Origin of the sequence: Methanosarcina baikalica, assembly GCF_031461075.1 — an archaeon.
Lineage (GTDB): Archaea > Halobacteriota > Methanosarcinia > Methanosarcinales > Methanosarcinaceae > Methanosarcina > Methanosarcina baikalica.
The window spans coordinates 1-20,575 of sequence record NZ_JAVKPK010000029.1 but is presented as its reverse complement, the minus strand read 5'-3'; the positions used below and the strand labels follow the sequence as shown (position 1 = coordinate 20,575).

Sequence of the window (20,575 nt, the reverse complement as noted above, 5' to 3'; positions counted from 1 at the left end):
TTATTTCGGAATAATACCAGCCAATTAACCGGAGAGCACAAAAATTAGTAAATGGGATCAAAAAGAGATCTGGAGTTGTGCTTAAAATTGACTTTTCCCGGCTTCATGCACACTCAAATGAGCACGTCCTCAATCCCTGCCTCTTTCACAATATATATTGCTGCAGCCTCTTCTTCTGTTGTCAGGAAGCGATCCAGTTCCGGATATTCCATTGCCCTGTAGCATGGCCTGTACTGGAACATGAGGTTAAACCTGATTTGCGGAATATTTTTTGCAACCCATTCGGCAATTGGTCCTGTACAGCATTCGAGGTGACCCGGGAGGACAAGGTGACGGAGCAGGACTTCTGCGGTCTGGTAGGCAAATTCGAAATTGGGCTGCACGATTTCCAGGTAATTTTTTACCTTTGAGTATTTCTGGGCGCATACATCGTTTCCGTATTTGAAGTCCCCGAGGTACACATCCACGACCCCTTCAAGAATTTCAGCAATTTCAGGGGAATGGTACATATTTGCGTTCCAGACAACAGGATTATTTACGGACATTTCCCGGATTATTTTCAGGACGGTATGCGGATGCGGGGTAGGGGTTACAAAATTTACGTTCCTTGCTCCATGCATCCTCCTGAGATCGATAAGCTTTGCAAGTTTTCTGGGCTCGATGCGGGTTCCGGTTTCGGGGGCAGTTGAGATGTCCCAGTTCTGGCAGTAAACGCAGGCAAAGGTACAGCCTGTAAAAAAAATAGTATGAGAGGGCACAAGTTCCGGTTCTTCTCCCATGTGCAGGAATTCGGAGTCATAATTGGAAACGTCGGTCAGCCTGCAAAAACCCTTTTCACCTGCTTTCCTGTTGACTCCGCAGCGCCATCCGCAGCAGTTGCAGCTCTCCAGCATCCTGTCCACGATTTCAACCTTAAGGTCAAGGAGGGACGGATTGGCTTTCGGCAGTTTCAGAAAGCTCTCGGTAAACAGTGTCAACCTGTCAGCTGTATCTTTATATGCAAGGGCTTCCATAGCTTCAATTTCAAGGCTCTCCCGAAGTTTTCGGTATTCTATGATGCCTTTTCCATGAATTTTCCTGAGCTCTTCAAGGGGCATTTCCGGATCGAAGCTGACAGGAATTCTCTCCGTGATCTTGAAAAGGGCAGGCATTTCATCTCTCTGCACCTTGAGATAACGTTTAAGGTACTTCGGGGCTGCCATGTTAAAATATTATCCCGCATGAGTTAAAGGCTTATTGTTTGCTTCTTTCGATTTATAGTTATAATTTCAAGTTTCGAGAATTTTACCTTTAATAAATTTAACAGGCTTTTCCAGGAATTTTTTCAGGCAAGGTTATAAGAGAAAGAGGCTTTTAATACATTTTAATTGCTATCTTCACTATTTCCATAAAATTCACATAAGCAGGTTGTAGGATAAAAATGGAATGGACCTTTCTTTTTATCGCTGGTCTTTTTGAGGCAGCCTGGGCAATCGGGCTGAAATATACGGAAGGTTTCACAAGGCTTTATCCCAGCATCTTTACGGTCGTCTGCATGTTACTTAGCTTTTATTTCCTATCCCAAGCCCTGAAGACTCTGCCAATAGGGACCGGCTATGCGGTCTGGACAGGAATCGGGATTATCGGCACCACTATCCTGGGGGTCTTGCTCTTTAACGAATCCATGGATTTCGGCAGGCTTGTTTGCATCATTCTGATTTTCTCAGGGATAGTGGGACTCAAGCTGATTTCTCCATGAAACCATGTAAAGTTTTAATAATCTCTTTTCCTTTTCGATCTCTTTCTCCTTTTTTCTCCTTCTTCGGGATCTTTTCAATCTCCTTATAAGATCGCTTTTTCGTGCAGCGCGGCTAGCCAAAAATTAAAAACCTGCAGGACTATATAATCATGGGATTAAGCCCGGGGGTTTTAATTGCGCCTTTTGGTTAGCTTTGGCGGTGCCCTCGGGAAGTTTCCGGGGGAATTTTCTGGCTACCTTTGACACTTCGACAATCAGTTTCTGGGATTTAACGTCTCTTTTGTTCATACTTTTCTTTCTATATGCAGTCGTCTACCCGCAGTCGCAACTCAAAAAAATTCGGATGCAGCGTATGTCAAGACTCAAAGCTATGGAAAAAAGCCACGGCTGCAAAGTGCTCACCATGATTCACAGGCGGGAAGCGGTTTCTTTTCTTGGGCTGCCTGCTTACCAGTTCATAGACGAAGAAGATGCCGAACAGATCCTGCGCTGGATAAGGCAGTACAAAGATTACCCGCTTGAACTCATTCTGCACACCCCGGGCGGGCAGCTCCATGCCAGCATCCAGATTGCTCGCGCCCTCAGGAAGCACCCCAAAAAGACCAGGGTCATTATCCCTCATTACTCAATGTCAGGAGGCACGGTTATCGCCCTTGCTGCAAGCGAAATCGTTATGGATAAAGATGCCGTTATCGGACCTATCGATCCCCAGATAGGAGATTTCCTGCGCGGGACTTATCCTGCTCCTTCCTGGATCTATGCCGCCGAAACAAAAAAAGAAAATGCAGACGATACCACCCTTGTTATGAGTGATATCTCAAGAAAAGCCCTTAAACTCACCAGACACATTGCAAAAGAGCTTCTTGAAGGTAAAATACAGCCAGGCCCAAACGGGGAAAACAGGCTCGATGAAGTGGTCGAAAAACTGGTCAGTGGAGAGATGATCCACAGCACTCCCCTCTCAGCAAATGAAGCAAAAGAGATAGGACTTTCCGTAAGCACGGATTTTCCCGAAGACGTGCATGAGTTTATGAAACTCTTCAGGCCTGTAAAAAAGAGTGTGGAATATACCGAGTAGACCTGAAGTCAAAATTAGCCGAAAGAAATGGAATTGGGAACATGAAAAGAAGCTTATTTAATCTCTTATTTTTTCACCCTTGCGTCTTCTTCACTCAGCCCTGTCCAGATGACCTTATACCCGAGCTGTTCGAGCACAGGGTAATAGAGACTACGGTCAAGCCTGAAGCCTTCAAAGACTTTTACTGCACCGGCGTATGTCTCAGCTGCCCCGGGTTTTTCAAGTTCCCTGTCAATTCTTTCAAGCAGCTGCCTGTGGATTACGTAGTTTTCAAGGAGCACATAATTCTCGGATTCTCTGGATTTTGCAAGTCTGACTGCAATTACATCTTTTAAGGCATCGATCAGGACTCCTTTCTCAGTTGCAATTTCCTCAAGGCTTATCAGTTCTCCGGAAAGTGAGACATCCATTTCCTGAAGCATTGACCTGTCTTCAGTAAGCCTTTTTTCTTCGTATTTTCTAAGCATTTTCATGACTTCGTTTGCAGGAATCTTTTTGTCAAAGAAAATCACTTCCTGGGCAGGAAAATCTTTTTCAGAGCATTTTAGCTTTCTGTCAATCAGGAGAATCAGAGGTTCTTCCACATCCTTAAGTTTCTCAACCTTCTTTTCAAGATATTCCGGGGTCCAGAAGCCCACAATTTCCAGATATACCTGCATGCCATCCCTCCGAAGGGAAAAGTCCGGAACAAAAGCGTATTTTCCGGCTTTTAGAATTGTTGGTTCCCTTTTAATCTTCCAGCTCCCTAAACTGAAGCTGCTGAATATCTTTTCAAGTGTGCTGTCATAGGCTTCAATATCAGCATATGTTTCCTGAGCTTCAGCTTCCTCTTCCGCAAGTCCACTTTCATATTTTTTCCCGGTCTCTTCCCTTTTTCCGGATTCGTACCCTTCCTTTGCTTCTTCAAGTTGAAATCCTGAAGAGAGGGTCTCCGGATATCTGATTACTTCGGATGAGGGTTTGAAAGCTTCTTCCGAGTCGTCAAGGGTAAACTCGAGGATGCGCTTTCCCTGGTAACCTTTGTGGAGAACGCCTGCCTTAAGTCTCCAGCCTTTTGATCGAAGGAGGGTCGGAAAGAGTTTTGCAAAAGAATTCCCGTACCTTTCCGACATCCGGAAAAGAGAAGCAGGCCCGTCAAGATGGAGGTGAATACCTTTTAGTTCTTTGGGCTCTTCATTTTCATTTTTATTCCTCGACTTTTCCTCTTTTCTACCTTCTTTTTTCTCACCTGCTCCTTTTTTGCCTGTAGTCTCTTCAGTGTCTTCCACGGAGTACATAAGCCCGGAACGCAGGATCTTCCAGAGTATCTTCTGAAAATCCCCCTTTATCCAGATATCAAGGTCAACTGCGCGGAAAAACAGGGTCTGGGTCAGGGAAATGTTATACTGTTTAAGAAGTTCTGCAGGTGAAAGAGGAAGGAAGCTTTTAATGACCTGATTTTCTTCAAGGTCAGCCCAGAGTGCCTTTTCAAGTTCCCGGACAGAAATTGACAATTTTTTCGCCGCTTTTTGCAGCGCCTCTTTTTTTTCAGCAGAAGAAAGAGCCATTCCTCCACAGGCTTCAAAGACGGCTTCCCTGGCCAGAGAGGAGTCTACAGCCGCATCCGTTTCGATCACAGCTCGCCTTCCAAGAAGCTGAGAGAGACCCCTTATGAAGCGGTAATTCATCTCTTCATAACCCTCAAGTTCTGCCAGAAGGTCCCCGTAGGTTTTTCCGATATGCTGCTCGAAGGTTTCTATCAGGAGCCTTGCAAGTTCAAGGTTTTCGGAATCAAATGCTGCATATTCGGGCTTTATTTTCCCTCTAGAAACGCGGGTTACAAGAAGGTCAGATGTGAGCAGAAGAGCCACCTCCGGGATTTTCAACGTTTTGATTTCCTTTCATCCGATTTTCGTTGTCTGAAATCTTTTTTCCATCAACCTTCCTTTCTTCTGCAACCTTTTTTCCCTGTATGGCTTTTTCTTCAGGATTTTTTCGGGCTGAAACTGCTTCTTTTCTTCTCCTTGCAGTTCCGGTTTCTGTTGTTTCTTCGGCTATGATTTCGTAGAGCAGGGCTTCTTTCCCTTCTTTTTTCCTGAGGATCCTCCCGAGGCGCTGGACATATGCTCGCTTACTGCCTGTCCCGCTTGCTATAATTCCTACATTTGCTTCAGGGACATCGATGCCTTCATCAAGCACCCTTGAGGTGACCACAGCCCGGTATTTTCCTGTCCTGAACTTTTCTAGAATGGAATTCCTTTCTTTTGCAGGGGTCCTGTAGGTAATTGCAGGGATGAGAAATTCCCTGGAAATCCGGTGGACAAGTCGGTTATGTTCCGTGAAAATGAAGATCCTGTCTTCTCTATGTTCTTTAAGGATTTCTCTCAGTTTTACAAGTTTTGATCCGCTGTTGAAAGCAAGGTCTCGTGCCGCATTTCTTGCAAGGAGGGCTTTTCTGGCTTCAGGGTCTCTCCCACTTTTCATAACCAGCTTCCGGAAGTCCTGAGGACCTTTCATTATCATTTTGGTTTTCCTGAGGTAGTTAAGGAACACGGAATAGTGCTGTTCATACTCTTTCCGTTCCTCGTCCGTAAGTGCAATAGCTATCCGTTGGATTCTGTAAGGGGCAAGGTGACCTCCTGCAAGTTCCGAAACCTGTTTTTCATATACTTTCCCCCCTACAAGCCTGTTCAGTTCCGAGTGCAGCTCGTCTTCCCGTTCGTAAGTGGCTGTCAGCCCGAGCCTGTAGGGGGCTGCAGAAAACTCGGCAATGCTCTTGTATCCGGATGCAGGCAGATGGTGAACTTCGTCAAAAATAAGAAGGCCGAACCTGTTCCCAAGAGTTTCGGCGTGGATATAGGCAGAGTCATATGTGGAAACTGTTATCGGAAGAATTTTCTTTTCTCCTCCCCCAAGCTTTCCAATTTCCATGGAAAAGGCTTCTTCAAGCTGTTTTTTCCATTGTTCGAGCAGGTCAAGGGTCGGGACAACTACAAGAGCAGGGGTATTGCACCCCGCAATTGCCTTAATTCCAACAAGGGTTTTTCCGCTTCCTGTTGGCAGAACGAGCACACCCCATTTCTCATTCTCACCCCAGGACACGAGAGCTTCTGCCTGGTAGTCCCTTAATTTAAGTTTCTGTCCTGAAGCCTCGTATGCTGCTGCAAGGTCAGGACAGGGAAGAAGGTCAAGCACATCGTCTTCAAACTGAATTCCGGAATTTTTCAGGTAGTTAACTGTGTCTCTGTAATACATGGAAAGAGCTCTGAAGCTTCCGTTCCTTTCGTCCCAGACTGCATTGGGAACTCTTATATTACCCTGTATAAGCAGAGTTCCCTGCTTGAAGCTGATTTTGATCATTGTTTATTAAAAGTCTGGACGTTATATATAATACACGAGTTACAATTTCCGAATTGAGCTTTGGGAATACGCTGTCCTTCCCGAGTTCCGCTTCGGGATCACAGGAAATCGGAGATTTTCTGGGAGTTGCGATGTAATCGCAACAGCACGGGGTCCGTTTCACTCGCTTAGCTCGATCAAGCGGACTGGTTTATATTAAAGATACTGAGCTGCGCTCGAGAGGACTAATCTATAAATAAAGACACAGTTTTTCCGTTTCAAACTGCGCCTCGGAACCAGAAAAATTTATAATTTTCAATATTATATTTGTTTTGGGATAGGCTAAGACAGTGTTCCAGTTGGAATTTGCCACATCTATCTTTGTTCCCGTCGGGTTAACTGCAACGCCTGCGGGATTCACCCCAGTGGTTTCTGCCTTTTAATAATTAAATTGATTCTATTGCAACAGAATAAAGAGAACTGAAAATAAGTTTAAGTTAAGCTAATTATAATATAAATGAAAGACAAATTAAAAAGGAGTTCAATGAGTTCAGATAATAGATCTTCAGAAGATGGCCAATCAGGAGAAGGAGTATTTCCCGAACCTCTGCCTCTGGAAACTCTTTTCCATAAGTACGGGATCGAGCGCAGCCATGCCGACAACGTGGCAAGAAATGCTCTTGAACTTTTTGATATTCTTCATTCTATTCACGGGCTGGATCACGAAATTCGAAAATTTGTAGAGATAGCTGCGCTTGTTCATGATACCGGCGTGGTTACGGGGTTTGAAAACCACCACAAAGCAGGAAGAGATATCCTGCGCCTGCACCCGCCTTCTGAACTGCCTGAAAGGTTATGGCCCGTTATTGCCTGGACGGCTTTTCTGCATAAAAAGAAAATAGGGAAAAAGAAGCTCAGGAAACTTAAAGGAAAGGAATTCGAGAAAATGCCTGAGGATCTGCAGGACTTTACCTTTAGAGTGGCTTCCCTTGTCCGGCTTGCCGATGCTCTTGATTACAGCAGGATGGAAAGCAGGCTCGGGAAGGTCACTTTCGGAAAACGGGGTGTCAGGTTCGAAATTGAGGGGCAGGGAGCTGCAATTGATGCGGAGAGAATGGCAAAAAAAGGCGACCTCTGGCATCTTCTCTACGATACGAAGCTTGAGTTCAGGCCTGCATCGAAGAAGTGATATAACCGGGAACCTGAAAATCTCAACGCACAGAACCGGAGTGTCTACTGGCTTTTGTCTATGAGATTAATCTATGGAGTGTAATTTTATGAGCCTTCTTATACTTGTCAGGCACGGAGAACCCGGCTTGAAGCCTGAAGACAGGCTTGCTGGCTGGCTGGATATTCCTCTCAGCAGGAAAGGGATCGAAGAAGCCCTTGAGTGCGCAGTAGAACTTGAAAATATCGAACTGGATTTTGCTTTTGCCTCAAACCTTATCCGGACGCAGGAAACTCTTTTCATCATTCTGTCCGGGCAGAAAAAAACAGGGGTCCTTGTCCATGAAAGGGCAGATGAAGAAAAGAATTCAGAGAAAACTTCAGAACAGACTGCATGGTACTCATATCCCGAAAAGCTCGGCAAAGAACTCATTCCTATTTATTCCACAGCTGCTTTGAACGAGCGCTATTACGGAAAGCTCCAGGGCAGGAAAAAGCAGAAAATGGAAGAAAAATACGGGGCAGAAAAGCTTTCCTGCTGGCGGTGGAACTTTGAGCCGGGTCCGCCTGAAGGAGAAAGTCTCAAAGCCGTATATGAACGCGCAGTGCCTTATTTCGAGCAAAAAATCCTGCCTGCAGTAAAAGAAGGGAAAAATGTGATCGTCTGCGCTCACCAAAGTAGCCTGAGAGCACTGGCCAAATATATAGAAGGGATTTCTGATGAGGAGATAAGGGAAGTCAGGTTCTCTACAGGTGAGCTTGCAATTTATCGTTTTTTCGAAGGCAGGCTGGTAAGGGAAAACACTGAAACAAGTGCTGAGAAGAAGAGAAACCTCTGAATTCTTTCATAAAAGTACACTCATTGATTCCGAATTTAACTCAAAGGCGAAGAAATAAAAAACATTAAATATAAAAAATAAAAACTTATGTCTTCTAAAGGGTAGTCTGAGTTGTTGATTTCCTCCTACTCTGTCGGGCTGGAACAATTTATGTTACTTGTAGAGGTAGTTTTTATGTGGACTTAGCACTGAAGCCTGTTATTATAAAAGTTCACTTCAGACCTGAAAATAGAAAAACTATACCAGTTTATCTTAGTAAATAACGTGCTGATCACTATTTACTTTATAGTTTTATGTCTTTATTTTAATATTACTCTAATCCAATATATTCATATTATTTAATGTTATAATTCTCTTTTATTAATAAAAAGTTAAATAATAATTTACATTGAGTGTGGGGGATTTTAATAAACAGATTTGCCAGCTTGGCGGTAGCCTTTCTTATTTTCACATTAAGCTCTGGTATAGGAACTCCGGCTGAGATTTTGATCCGGCCGGGGGAATCAATACAGGCAGCAGTAGACAATGCAAGTTCTGGGGATGTAATTATTATAAAACCTGGAAACTACACTGAAAACATTATAATCAGTACACAAAATCTTACAATAAGATCGGATTCCGGGAATCCTGAAGATACGGTAGTTATGGCGAATAACCCGAATATAAATGTGTTCCAAACGCGGGCGAATAATACAACAATTAGCGGGTTTAAAGTTAAAGCAGCCAAATATACCGATGTAACAGGAATTTATCTGTCTGGATGCAGTAACTGCACTATCGCTAACAATAACCTTTCGGAGAATTCCCTTGGAATATATCTGAGTAACTCAAAAAATAATACAATTTCGGACAATAAAGTGAACTTGAACGAGAAATATGGAATCCAGCTCGTATATTCTGAAGGAAATATACTCTTAAATAATAGTGCAGATTCAAATCATCATGGAATTATTCTGGAGAACAATTGCAGCGACAACAATCTTACAAGCAATACGGCAGACTCGAATAGAGGTTATGGCTTTTACCTTATAAATTCAAGCATCAATAACCTCAATAATAACACGATAAACAAAAACGATATGGGTATTTATCTGACGAACTCAAACATGAGCATAATTTCAGGTAATAATATCTCGGAGAATATCAGGTACGGTATCTGGGTATCGCACTCAAATTCTAACATAATTTCCGGGAATATAATTAGAGAAAGCAATTGGGGTATTCATCTTAACTCCTCTGATAATAACATCCTTTCTGGAAATATTCTTGCTTCGAACGATGTTTCAGGCCTTTCCATGTGTCCTGCCTGCGATAACAACACTGTATTCAATAATTATCTCAATAATATCTTTAATGCAGACATCGGAAATAAGAGAAATACCTGGAATATAAAAAGGACTGAAGGCACAAATATTGTCGGTGGACCCTATCTCGGAGGCAACTTCTGGGCAAGCCCGGACAGGACAGGTTTCTCTGAGATAGCTCCGGATGCGGATGAAAATGGCATTTCAGATCTAAATTATAATGGAACCAATTTTACAGATTACCTCCCTCTTGTGCCTGTATCTGATCTGCAGGAGCAGATACTTCCTGCTGTAAACTTTAGTACGAGTTTTACGAACGTTACCGCCTCAAAAACTGTTATAGACATTCCTGCAGATCCCGTACCTGCAAAAAGCGGCTCAAGTGATGACAACGCCACATAAGTGGCATATCGTCATCCGTATTTTTAAGTAACCCGTCTTGCTACCTTTAATTTGACGAGCTGAAAAAAGCTATTTTGAACGTTAAATTATATATAAAAATTCTCTTAATTACTCTTATTGTGAGAAATGTGAACGCTAAAGTGAACTTATTTCTCGATATTCCAGTATTTAGAACAGCTATACAATAGATGACAAGGAAAAATAACGAAAAGTTTGGGGAACGAGCAGGCCGTCCAGCCCACTCGTCCATTGGGAAAATTCAAATGCCTGATGGAAAGCGCCCATGTATTATTAGCATTAACCTATGTAATCTTTTTTTGAAAGTAATAGGGACTTCTCAATTGTTGCAAGCAGCTTTTGAAACGAAGATGTAGAGGGATGAAAAAGACTAACCCGCCCTGGCTTGAGGCAGCAGGGGATAACCAAACTCTGTCCCCTGAATGAAACAGACTCCTAATTGTTAAGAGTCAGGTTGTATATCAGCCTCAAGACTATTTAACTTTTTTACAAATAATTCCACTGAATTATGGAAAAAACATTAATAACTCCAATAATAAAATTTAATAGAAAGTAATGCTTTTTTTGGCATGAACTGATATTTTGAACGGATTGATCTTACTTTGAGAAGTGCTTATCAAATTAGAATGCCGATTTTCGGAGCTAATTTGAGAAGGTCTACTCAGGTAGAGGCATGTGGGAAAAAGGATTAAGGCTTGAAGGCAGTGGCTTGTTCAGAGCCCGAACGGAGTTTTAAATCGAAGAAATTTTACCAAAAGTGGAACATTTTTATACTGTAACGAAGTCATATATCATCAATTTTTTGAAAATTTTTACAGTCAGCCGTTCAACCTCCACAGGGACGTTACCCATGCCCGAGCACCAGCAAATCCAGCAATCCAAGAAAACGAATACTATTTTTCAAAAGCAACCGACTCCAATAATCCAGACCCCCTCATCTAATCCTTATTCTATTATCCAGCGTGCCAGAATCAACCCGAAATCACTCACTCATGCTGACATTATGCAGCTTCAGCGTACCATTGGAAATCAAGCAGTCGGCAGGTTGCTTTCAAGTATCGGAAGTTCTTTCACGGCTCAACAGGCGACAGTTCAGAAGCAGGAAATCTCGGAGGAAGAAAAAGCATGTCCTTCATGTATGCAGAGGCAGGAGATCCCAGAGGAAGAAGAACCACTGCAAGGTAAGTTTGCATCGGAGCTGACCGGCATGCCCGATCACCTGAAATCGGGTCTTGAGAACCTCTCAGGCATGGATCTCTCAGGTGTGCGCGTGCAGTACAGCTCACCCAAACCCGCGAAGCTCAATGCGCTTGCGTATACCCAGGGGCAGGAGATCCATGTGGCGCCGGGGCAGGAGAAGCACCTGCCGCATGAGGGGTGGCATGCGGTGCAGCAGATGCAGGGGCGGGTAAAGCCGACAGGCAAACTGGGTGCGATGCCGTTGAACGATAGCAGGACGTTAGAGTCGGAAGCGGATTCTATGGGGCAGAAGGCACTACAGCAGTATGCACAAGTAGAGAAGCTGAAAGAGAACAAAAGTAGGGCGGTTGCTAATGATGTCGCTAAGAAGACGAGCAATGGGAAACAAAGTTTTAGGTTTGTGGATGATCGACCAAAGGCTATTGCACAAAGAAGGCTGCAAGAAGTAGCTAACAATAGTCACCAAGAGGAGCAAGCAATTCCAATACAATGCGTGTTAAAAAGTCCTCTAGATAAACTTACCCAGCTCTATCTGAAAAATTTTGCATTAAATTACCCCGAATTAAATAAATATAAAACAAGATTGAATGTATTAGATGCCCTCAAGAAAATGAAAGCAATCATAACTTCTGAGGACGAAATAAGGGAAGCATTGAAAACGTTAGATTGGGCAGAAGTGACGTCAGAGGAGACTGTAAGGCAAAAATCAGAGGCTGCGGGGGCAGAACTTGAACTCCCAGGACCAGAATCAGAGAAAGCAAGACCGGCACCAAAACCTGCAAGAATAGAGCTAGTACTCGCCTCAGCAGTACGGGAGGCCCAGGAAGCAGTCCTGAAGAAAGTGGATGCTCAGAGTGGCGGAGCAGCATCTCCACTGGATTTAGTCGACAAGGGTAAGCAAGAAGATAAGCGGAAGGAAATGGGCATCATGGATTCCCAAGCAGCCGGAGTCCGAAAGCAAGTGGCCGCCAGCCCATTGATCATCAATTACGTATGGCTCGGTGACAATAAACTGGGGAACTTGGAGAAATTCAACATCTACTCCTGGAGAGCACTTGGCCACGTCGTTAATATTTTCGCATTACGATTCGACAGAAAAACAGTACAACATGAAGATTTGGGAGTCTCCAAGGAAGACGCCAATGTGATAGACCTGTCCACTCAGTTAAAGGATGATGCAAATGTAAAGGATGCGAAAAGCCCGAAGGCCATACTCAACGATGCACGGACGGTGCTACTAAAAATGTACGATACTATTCGGGCTGTAAAAAGTGGAGAAGAGAAAGGTGATCTTATTTACAATATGGTTGATATCACAAAGTCATACATCGGGGGAACACAGCGCGGAATAGTGTTGGATATGAAAGTAGGGCCGAGTGAACACTTATCAAAGTATGCAGGAAGTTTCACCGACAAATTCATAAGTTACAGCAGAGGGGGGAAATCAGCTGCGGTAGAAAACCAGTGCATGGGCACTATGCAAGAAACTGAAGATTTGCGTAAAATCTACGCGGAAACTTTTAATGAAAATGTCCGGACGAACATGGAAGGATTATTGGAAAAGCCCAAAGATAAATGGTTTAATACTATAACTAGCTGGCACGGCCGCGCGTTTGAGCGACTAAGAAAGAGTGCATTGAGTGCATTAGATGTTGCCACCGAATCGCCGGAAGGGGAGCCGCTTGGAAAAAAGCAATTCGAAGTGGCTGAGCCTAGGGACCTAGGGCACGGACCATTCCGGGTGTTTAAGGCTGCCGGCGAACAAACCAATCAGGGTGGCAAAGGGTTAACCATACCAGAGGATATTCGTCCTCTAGCGGACATCGTGTTGGAAAAACAATTGGACATATTGGGCAAAGGCCCTGATAGGTTTATCGAGAAAGCACGGCATGAGAGGGATGCAATGCCCAAACGCAGTCCATTGGTTAATTTTAAGGCCCTCATGTCTCGATTTCAATGATAATTTGACACTTGAAAAGGCATTGGAAATATATCGGGAAAAGGACTCTATCGAGAAAATATTCAACTCACTTAAAAATGAAATACAGATTAAACCGTTAAGGGTTTGGTCAGACAATAGTATTTATGGAGCTATTCTACTGGGATTTATTGCTCAATTATTCATATCGCTGATGCGATATGAATTTGAGGAAATCAAGCATAAATCCACAAAATTCATCAAAAAAAGCTTGAAGAATTTGACACTTACAATAAAATTCGTGAAAAATGGACTCCGAAATTATATTTTTGCTAATTTTGACAAGATCAATAGCTTAATTGTAACAAAAATGGGCACTATTCCTTAGAAATATTATAAAAATTGACAAATTCATAGCTTTGTGTCAAATCAATTTGAGAAAAAAAATGGATAAATTTTTCAATATCAATTAGTGGATACTGTCAAAGTAAGGTTTCAATGAAAAGATCAAGCCCATATTTTGAGCGCTTAAACTGAAATCGATATTTAACTCCAGCTTAGTATCAATGAATAATTAACAAACTTTGTGGAAATCGATCCAATTGACAGTTATTTTTCCTTAACCGATGACCAATGAATGCCCATACGAAAACTTTATTAAATGTGCCTTGCCACTGTTTGCCGTTGTTGAATTTCAGAGCGAGCCGTCCTTTGTTCGGTGCCAATTGCGTGAGTTCCCATGTCCCCTTTAGTTGGTACGTACGCCTTGCCCCTTGACGAACGAATCATGTATACCCGAAAAAGTCCCATCCTCGAAGTACGTGATGATTGAGCCTGCTTCAAGATCGCCCATTTTTCGTTCATTTTGCCATTGACCCACGATAAATTCGCGCGGCTTCTCTGGCATCAAATTCGGCAGTTGCTGCTTTGTGATGACATATCCAAAACCGACGACACCAATGAACATCAACACAAATACAGATATCTTTGCACCAACGGGAGCATCCTTGAACAATGCCAGCGTAACGATACCCAAAATGAGACACACGAGGCATAGTATCCCCAAAGTGCTTGAAGCCGCCGCTTTTATCATTCACCATTCAATAAATTCTCCATAGTCTCCTCTTTCTTGATTTATCCAACGAGATAAGATACATATAAAGGGGTCACCCATTAAAAGGTCCTTGTCAAGAGAATAAACTTCCCCATTACAAAAAAATAATTCTTTTGTTCAAGGAGATAAATGGGGTCAAGTCTACTATTGACTCATGAAAGATAAAATGTTATATATCACAACATGTCACGTCCACTTAGAATAGAATATCCTGGAGCAATGAACCTCGTAATATTGCCGTTTATCTATTACGCCAAATACGAGGCGAGAACCTTAACAACATCAGCGAACAGTTTAATATTAAAGCATACAGCACAGTCAGCAGCATATTACGAAGAGTTTCGATGCTTAAAAAATATGACAGAAAAATTAAAAAACGAATAGGAGAAATACAGAATAGTATCAATAAGGGTCAATAGTAGATTTGATCCTATTTCACACTCAGGGAAGATGAGAGCCGTATTCGAAAAGATAATGCCCCAGAAAATTTTGCAGTAACCTTCGGTCTACTATCTATCCCGGAAATTTAACCTTGAGCAACAGGTAGAAGACTTTCTGGAAAAGGCATCTGAACAGCTCGGTATATACCAGCCAAAGATCACAAATGGGATGCAGCCCTCAAATTCATTGCCCGGCAAATAAAAGGCAAGCCTGTTATTATTATAGATGAGGTTCCATACTTAATCGAGGGCAGTAATGCGGCAATGCCCTCATTTCAGGCGGCATAGGACCTGCATCTTAACGATGCCAACGTCATGGTAATTCTTCCTGGTTCAGGCATAGGGATGATGGAACATGAGGTTCCTGGATACAAATCTCCTTTGTATGGCAGACGAACCGGGCAGATTAACGTGGAACCTTTAAAGTTCGCCCATGTCACTCATTTTTTCCCACAAAAAAGTGCACAAGATTTGGTGCAGATCTATGGTTGTCTTGGGGGTGTGCCTGCATACCTTAACAAATTTGATCAAAACCTTTCGTTTATCGATAATGTGAATAAGAACATACTGCAAAGAGCGACTTTTCTTTATGATGAAGCCACTTTTCTATTGAAGGAAGAACTGAGGACCCCGACTAACTATGAACTGATCCTTGAAACAATTTCAAAAGTCAGGAACCGGGTATCTGAAATCTCAGACGAAACCGGCATATCTGTCCAGAATCTCCCGAAGTATTTGCGCGTTCTTATAAATATTGGATTTGTAACCAAAGAATGGGCTGTAGTTCTTAAAAAAACACAAGATATAAAGACAGGCTCCATCTATCCCCTGGCAGACAATTTCATGAAATTCTGGTATACATACGTGTATCCAGCAAGGTCCATCCTCGAAATAAACAGGGACGCAGCGATTTTGCGAATAGACACCACATACGACCAGTATCTCGGTCAATCTTTGAAGATATTGCGAAACAGTACATTATAGATCTGAACATTTCTGGTAAATTACCCTTTTCTTTTGAAAGAACCGGGAGGCAATGGGGTAAGATTTCTGGAAAGTAAAAAGGGGCAGATACCTATGAGATCGATGTTGTTGCATTGAATGAGGGCTCAAAAGAGATCATATTTGTTGAATGTAAATGGCAGACTCTGACAGCTAATAATACAAGACAGATATTTGATGATCTAAAAGAGAAGTTAAAATATGTGTACTGGAGCAATGAAAGACGGCAGGAACATTTCGCGGTTGTTGCGAAAAAAATAGAAAACAAAAGCGAATTAAGGGATGATGGAATGATTGTTTTTGATCTGGATGATATCTCTGTTAAGATCAAAACTGCATTTTGTACCTATAATTTTCATACAAGTAATTTTTCATGGTGTATTTTGAGTTAACACATAGCAAATTTTATAAGTCACTAAATTAACCTCGATTCACAGGCCAGCCCTAATCCAAAACCAACGCCGTTCGTATCCCCAATACGGAGTTCATCCACACCTTGCTCATAAAGCCGGTTGATACGCCCAGCGAACCGTACAAACGTTTTTTCGGGCAATCTCAAGCCCGGAAGACATATCACAACGTAGACTGTTACGCAGATGGTTCGTCACTGCCCGCAAAGCACCCTTTGCCCCGCAGTTGTTGGTCAGATGGCATCATGGAGGGACATAGGGTAAGAGCATTGGGTTCTGGGAGTGTGGAGGCCTGGATGATCCGGTTCAAGGATACTGCCCTTTTTTAGAATTATGACCATTTATCAGGATCAGAAACTTAATTGGCCACTCAAAATACGAGACCAAAAGAAGCTAATTTTGAATTTTTGGGATCGGCTCTTTAACAAAAGATTAAGTTTATTAAAAATGTATCACTTTTAAACTGTAAAAAATCCGTAAGCTCCCGAAAGATCATAAGATCATAATATTTTCATTTTGCGGATGTAAATTAACTTAAAATCCCTTCAGGAAACCGAAAATGAGTTCCATAAACTGCGAGGATCTCGCTGAATTTGCGAAAAGCCAGGGCCACAAACCGAATTCGTATTTGAACGGAAATAGGCAGACTCCCGTTTTAACTGAAGAATTCTACAAGAACAGCCCTGAGCACCTTCAGGAAGAACTGGCACGTATAGGGATGCTTATTCGGCTCTTCCTTGAAAAAACTCAATCTGAGGCTGGAAAGGACAGACCGAACTTTCCAGGCATGTTCATATCGGAGGCTGAAGCAAACTCGATTCTACAGGCTGTATGCTGTGGCTCTGTAGCTTGTCAGGAGCAGGGGCTGGAATCTGAGGAAATTAATGCTCTGAAAAGAACGATCAGCAGGAAAAAAGCTGAGAGCCTGAAAAGAGGAATTGAATTAAGGCTGCACACCTTATCTGAACTTTTTTCCCTGACGCCTTTTGAAACAGATGTCCTTTTAATAGCGCTCGCCCCGGAACTTGACGGACGCTTTGCAAAGCTGTACACCTACCTGCAAAATGATCTAGCAAAAAAACAGCTATCGGTGGGAATGATACTTGATCTGCTCTGTGCCGGCCTTGAGGAAAAACTTGAGGCAAGGGAGCACTTTTCCCCTTCTGCCCCTCTGCTGAGAAACAGACTTATCTCTCTTGTCGGGGACGGTGCGGATGCAAATCCTCCTCTGCTATCAAGATTTGTCAAACTGGATGAGAGGATAGCGGCTTTTTTGCTGAATTCGGATGAAACTGATCCGAAAATTGCCAGGTTTTCAACACTTGTAAAGCCTGTCAGGTCTTTTGATGATCTTATTGTCCCAGATGACCAGAAAAATTGCCTTCTTGAAGCGATAAAACGGACAATTGAGGAAAACGCTAGGCTAATGTTTTTCTTCTACGGGCCATCTGGAACAGGAAAAAAGCTTGCGGCTGAGGCATGCTGCAAGGAATTTAAGGTAAATTTGCTTCTGGCAGATGCCGGGGCATTTCCAAAAGGCTGGGAAAGCGAGGCCCTGAGCCTGATTTTGCGAGAAGCTCTCCTCCAGCATGGGGCGGTTTTCCTTGAAAATTTTGACGCCTTATGGGGGCGCGGTGCACAGGGGCAGGATTTGGATTCCGGGCTTTCAAGTATTGTCCCAGGTTACGGCACTTATGGCTCCGGTTTCTCAGTTTCCGATTTCTCAAGATCTGGCTTTTCCGGGTCAGGCCTTTCAAGCCTTGTCAGGGCATTGGACTCTTTTCGAGGGCCTGTATTTTTATCTGCTGGACAATTGTGGGAACCTGGAAGTGTCCTGAAAAATAATACTTTTATAAGCTGTGCTTTTCCCCTGCTTGCTTTTGCGGAGCGAAAACAGCTCTGGAAATTGTTTCTGCAAAACTTTGAAAACAGTGTAGGAGAGGCTGAGCTAGAAAACCTTGCTGCCAGATTCAAACTAAGCGGCGGCCAGATAAGGGACGCTGTTTCGACTGCGCAGGGCTTTGTCGCATCGCGGGGCCAGGATAAAGCAGTTCTTACTACGGAAGACCTTTACAGGGCCTGCAGGAACCGTTCCAGCTTGAAACTCAACTCTCTTGCCAGAAAAATCAATCCTCGGCGGAAATGGCGGGATATCGTACTCGCTGCGGCGGTAAAAGAGCAGCTTGAGGAGATCTGTGCCTTTGTAAGGCATAAGGAGACCGTTTACTCCGAATGGGGGTTTGATAAAAAACTTTCGCTTGGGAAAGGGCTGAATATCCTTTTTGCAGGCCCTTCTGGCACAGGCAAGACTCTGGCTGCCGAGATTATCGCAGGGGAGGTTGGGCTCGACCTCTACAAAATTGATATTTCCGGCATAGTAAGCAAGTACATCGGGGAAACCGAGAAAAACTTGAAAAAGATCTTCGGGGAAGCTGAGATCGGCAATGCAATCCTTTTCTTTGACGAAGCCGATGCTCTTTTCGGGAAGCGTTCAGAAGTTAATGATTCCCACGACCGCTATGCAAATATCGAGGTAAACTACCTGCTCCAGCAGATGGAAGAGCACGAAGGGATAATCATCCTTGCAAGCAATTATAAAAAGAATCTTGATGATGCTTTTCTGAGGAGGCTGCAGTTTGCTGTGGAATTTCCAATCCCTGACGAAGCCTCAAGAAAAGAAATCTGGATCGGCATGTTCCCTGAAAAAGTGCGGATCGGGGAAGATGTGGATTTCAATTTCCTTTCAAAATTTAAGCTCACAGGTGGGAATATAAAAAATATTGTCCTGCTTGCCGCAGTTCTGGCTGCGGACGGTTCCGGAGTTATAGGCATGAAAGAAATCCTGAGAGCTCTGAAGCGAGAATTCCAGAAAATGGGCAAAATCTGCACCCCTGGGGATTTCGGAGCTTATTATGAGCTGGTAAAATGACGAATATTTATGAAGAGAAATTATAACGAAAGTTATAAAGATGGACTTCTTAACAGGTAAAGGATGTTATTTAAATTCAGGCAGCAGGAGATATGAAAATGTCGGATTATACGGCGATAGCTGATGTCGGAGAAACCCTTGTAGAACTCCTGAGAGAAAACATGCAGGATATCATACCTTCGGATTCGATAGCCCTTGTGTCTCCGGGAGAAATCGAGGGCAAGGACAATATCCGCCTTTCCCTTTTCCTCTTCCAGGTTGAAGAAAACATCCACCTGAGAAACCTGGATATGGAAGTTCTTGGGCCTTCGAAACTCAGAGCTCCGCCCCTTGACCTTGACCTTTACTACATGCTAGCCTCATACCCTTCTTCTGGAATTCAGGACAGAACCGAAAGGACCGCAGAAGAGCACAGAATTCTGGGAAGAGCTATGCAGATTCTGCACGATAACCCTATCCTTACAGGTTCAGTTCTGAAAGGGAGCCTTTCCGCATATGATACTGAACTGCACATAATTAACAGTGCATTGAGCCTGGACGACATAACCAAGATCTGGAGCACTTTCAAAGACAAAAGTTTCCGGCCTTCGGTATGCTATCAGGTAACGCCAGTGAGAATCGAATCTTCAAGTGAAAAGAAAACCAGCAGGGTTACAGGAGGCCCTCAACGGCAAATGCCCGAAAGGAGGGAGAAGTAAGTGGCTTCTGTCAAATCGTATATAGCCATAACTGAAACGGGAAGAATCGAGGGCAAGGGCAGGCAAGAGTACGTATTTTCCTGTCCCTCTTCTCTCAGCCTGTCCTTTGCAGTATGGCTTGTTGATGACTATACGCAAAAAGAACCTCTGGGAGAGGTAAGGGTGATGCTGAATGGGGAAAAAATAACAACTGTAAAAGCTTTGAAAAACCTGAGTGGATACCATACCTTTTCTGGACTTCCAAAAGGTACGTATACGTTAAGCGTAAAATCCGAATTTTACTTTTCCGAGGAAAGGATAGTCGATACCTCCTCTTTCGTAAATTCAAAAGAACCTGTTGTCGAAATTGTCCTGAAGCCAAAGCCTCTGTATCCTTTTCCGGATAGGATAACACTTCTAAGAGGCCTTCTTGACCCGCTTGTGCCAGAGCCGGATCTTCTTGCAGGTATTACAATAAAGGCGATATCAAAATCTACAGGCCGGGAAATTCTGGGAATTCCGGACGAAAAGGGAGAATTCGTTCTTTATTTCAGGGAAATCATTAATAGAAAAGCCGAGATTATCCTTGAAATCAAAGGAGAAGGAATCGAAAAAACTCTTCCTGTATTGATAGAAGAAGCTAAGAGTATATTTGCAGGAGTCATTAAAATTCCCTAAACGCCATTTATTTATATTTTACTTTTATTATAAATATGGATCTTTGCTATTTAGTGTGGATATTTAGATCATTTTTATATTTTCTCTTTACGTGCTATTTTATGTTTTTGATCTTATATTTAAGATATTACATAAAGTCATTTTAAAAAATTAAAGTTTTATAAAGTAAAGATTATAGAAAAGATACGTCAAAATCTGTTTTCAAACTGGATTGGAAAAATTGCAAATTATGGAAGTTTGTTAGGTACACAACGAAATACAGCTGCCCAAAAATAGTCTAACATTAAGATAAATTGTCTAACAAATAGTTTTTTATTTACTATTCTATTATAAGTAAAATATT

Annotated in this window: 15 protein-coding genes and 1 pseudogene; 12 read left to right on the top strand and 4 right to left on the bottom strand. The window is 42.8% G+C overall.

All coding sequences use genetic code 11. The features are described from left to right. Positions 1-113: 113 nt before the first annotated feature. Entirely contained in the window at positions 114-1,202 is a 1,089-nt protein-coding gene (locus RG963_RS08640; protein WP_310575862.1) for a radical SAM protein, read from the bottom strand. Positions 1,203-1,420: 218 nt separating this feature from the next. On the opposite strand from RG963_RS08640, the gene sugE reads away from it, so the two are divergent. After that, the gene (gene sugE / locus RG963_RS08635) at positions 1,421-1,738 is read left to right on the top strand and encodes a quaternary ammonium compound efflux SMR transporter SugE (RefSeq protein WP_310575861.1); all 318 of its coding nucleotides are present in this window, start codon (positions 1,421-1,423) and stop codon (positions 1,736-1,738) included. Between the two features lie 199 nt (positions 1,739-1,937). Continuing rightward, the gene (locus RG963_RS08630; protein ID WP_310575860.1) at positions 1,938-2,816 is read left to right on the top strand and encodes an SDH family Clp fold serine proteinase; all 879 of its coding nucleotides are present in this window, start codon (positions 1,938-1,940) and stop codon (positions 2,814-2,816) included. 65 nt (positions 2,817-2,881) lie between these two features. Here the strand turns inward: RG963_RS08630 and RG963_RS08625 are convergent, their stop codons facing one another. Together RG963_RS08625 and RG963_RS08620 are read right to left on the bottom strand one after the other, a co-directional pair. Next, positions 2,882-4,681, bottom strand: coding sequence for a DUF790 family protein (locus RG963_RS08625; protein WP_310575859.1), 1,800 nt, complete (start codon positions 4,679-4,681; stop codon positions 2,882-2,884). Then, positions 4,644-6,155, bottom strand: coding sequence for a DEAD/DEAH box helicase family protein (locus tag RG963_RS08620; RefSeq protein WP_310575858.1), 1,512 nt, complete (start codon positions 6,153-6,155; stop codon positions 4,644-4,646). The genes RG963_RS08625 and RG963_RS08620 overlap by 38 nt, the downstream gene beginning before the upstream one ends. Before the next feature lie 523 nt (positions 6,156-6,678). Between RG963_RS08620 and RG963_RS08615 the strand changes: the two genes are divergently transcribed. From RG963_RS08615 to RG963_RS08595, 5 genes and pseudogenes are all read left to right on the top strand, one after another. Further along, positions 6,679-7,323 (top strand): HD domain-containing protein, encoded by a 645-nt coding sequence (locus tag RG963_RS08615; RefSeq protein WP_310575857.1) that lies wholly within the window; start codon positions 6,679-6,681, stop codon positions 7,321-7,323. Positions 7,324-7,411: 88 nt separating this feature from the next. Beyond that, a complete protein-coding gene (locus RG963_RS08610) occupies positions 7,412-8,140 on the top strand; it encodes a histidine phosphatase family protein (protein WP_310575856.1) in 729 nt (242 codons plus the stop codon). A 425-nt stretch (positions 8,141-8,565) separates the two neighbouring features. After that, positions 8,566-9,846 carry a right-handed parallel beta-helix repeat-containing protein gene (locus tag RG963_RS08605; protein ID WP_310575855.1) on the top strand — a complete coding sequence of 427 codons (1,281 nt, stop codon included), beginning with the start codon at positions 8,566-8,568 and terminating at the stop codon, positions 9,844-9,846. An 868-nt stretch (positions 9,847-10,714) separates the two neighbouring features. Then, on the top strand, positions 10,715-13,024 hold the full coding sequence (locus RG963_RS08600; protein WP_310575854.1) for an eCIS core domain-containing protein: 2,310 nt from the start codon (positions 10,715-10,717) through the stop codon (positions 13,022-13,024). After that, positions 13,008-13,370: pseudogene (locus RG963_RS08595) on the top strand (IS1634 family transposase); the annotation flags it as partial. The gene RG963_RS08600 and the pseudogene RG963_RS08595, both read left to right, overlap by 17 nt. 360 nt (positions 13,371-13,730) lie before the next feature. Here RG963_RS08595 and RG963_RS08590 read toward each other — a convergent pair. Beyond that, positions 13,731-14,018 carry a hypothetical protein gene (locus RG963_RS08590; protein WP_310575853.1) on the bottom strand — a complete coding sequence of 96 codons (288 nt, stop codon included), beginning with the start codon at positions 14,016-14,018 and terminating at the stop codon, positions 13,731-13,733. Positions 14,019-14,851: 833 nt separating this feature from the next. Here RG963_RS08590 and RG963_RS08585 point away from each other — a divergent pair. The 5 genes from RG963_RS08585 to RG963_RS08565 all read left to right on the top strand — a co-directional run bounded on the left by RG963_RS08585 (position 14,852) and on the right by RG963_RS08565 (position 20,232). Next, positions 14,852-15,520: an ATP-binding protein gene (locus tag RG963_RS08585; protein WP_310575852.1), complete on the top strand. Its 669-nt coding sequence runs from the start codon at positions 14,852-14,854 to the stop codon at positions 15,518-15,520. 98 nt (positions 15,521-15,618) lie between these two features. Next, the gene (locus RG963_RS08580) at positions 15,619-15,930 is read left to right on the top strand and encodes a DUF234 domain-containing protein (protein WP_310575877.1); all 312 of its coding nucleotides are present in this window, start codon (positions 15,619-15,621) and stop codon (positions 15,928-15,930) included. Positions 15,931-16,507: 577 nt separating this feature from the next. Next, complete coding sequence (locus tag RG963_RS08575; RefSeq protein WP_310575851.1) at positions 16,508-18,877, top strand: AAA family ATPase; 2,370 nt, start codon at positions 16,508-16,510, stop codon at positions 18,875-18,877. A 98-nt stretch (positions 18,878-18,975) separates the two neighbouring features. Further along, positions 18,976-19,575, top strand: a complete 600-nt coding sequence (locus tag RG963_RS08570) for a DUF4255 domain-containing protein (protein ID WP_310575850.1) — start codon at positions 18,976-18,978, stop codon at positions 19,573-19,575. Then, the gene (locus tag RG963_RS08565) at positions 19,576-20,232 is read left to right on the top strand and encodes a hypothetical protein (protein ID WP_310575849.1); all 657 of its coding nucleotides are present in this window, start codon (positions 19,576-19,578) and stop codon (positions 20,230-20,232) included. Positions 20,233-20,575 lie beyond the last annotated feature (343 nt).

Excerpts from the sequence above, each read along its gene's own strand:
- RG963_RS08640 (WP_310575862.1), bottom strand. The coding sequence starts at position 1,202 with ATGGCAGCCCCGAAGTACCTTAAACGTTATCTCAAGGTGCAGAGAGAT.
- sugE (WP_310575861.1), top strand. The coding sequence starts at position 1,421 with ATGGAATGGACCTTTCTTTTTATCGCTGGTCTTTTTGAGGCAGCCTGG.
- RG963_RS08620 (WP_310575858.1), bottom strand. The coding sequence starts at position 6,155 with ATGATCAAAATCAGCTTCAAGCAGGGAACTCTGCTTATACAGGGTAAT.
- RG963_RS08615 (WP_310575857.1), top strand. The coding sequence starts at position 6,679 with ATGAGTTCAGATAATAGATCTTCAGAAGATGGCCAATCAGGAGAAGGA.
- RG963_RS08610 (WP_310575856.1), top strand. The coding sequence starts at position 7,412 with ATGAGCCTTCTTATACTTGTCAGGCACGGAGAACCCGGCTTGAAGCCT.
- RG963_RS08600 (WP_310575854.1), top strand. The coding sequence starts at position 10,715 with ATGCCCGAGCACCAGCAAATCCAGCAATCCAAGAAAACGAATACTATT.
- RG963_RS08585 (WP_310575852.1), top strand. The coding sequence starts at position 14,852 with ATGGTAATTCTTCCTGGTTCAGGCATAGGGATGATGGAACATGAGGTT.
- RG963_RS08575 (WP_310575851.1), top strand. The coding sequence starts at position 16,508 with ATGAGTTCCATAAACTGCGAGGATCTCGCTGAATTTGCGAAAAGCCAG.
- RG963_RS08570 (WP_310575850.1), top strand. The coding sequence starts at position 18,976 with ATGTCGGATTATACGGCGATAGCTGATGTCGGAGAAACCCTTGTAGAA.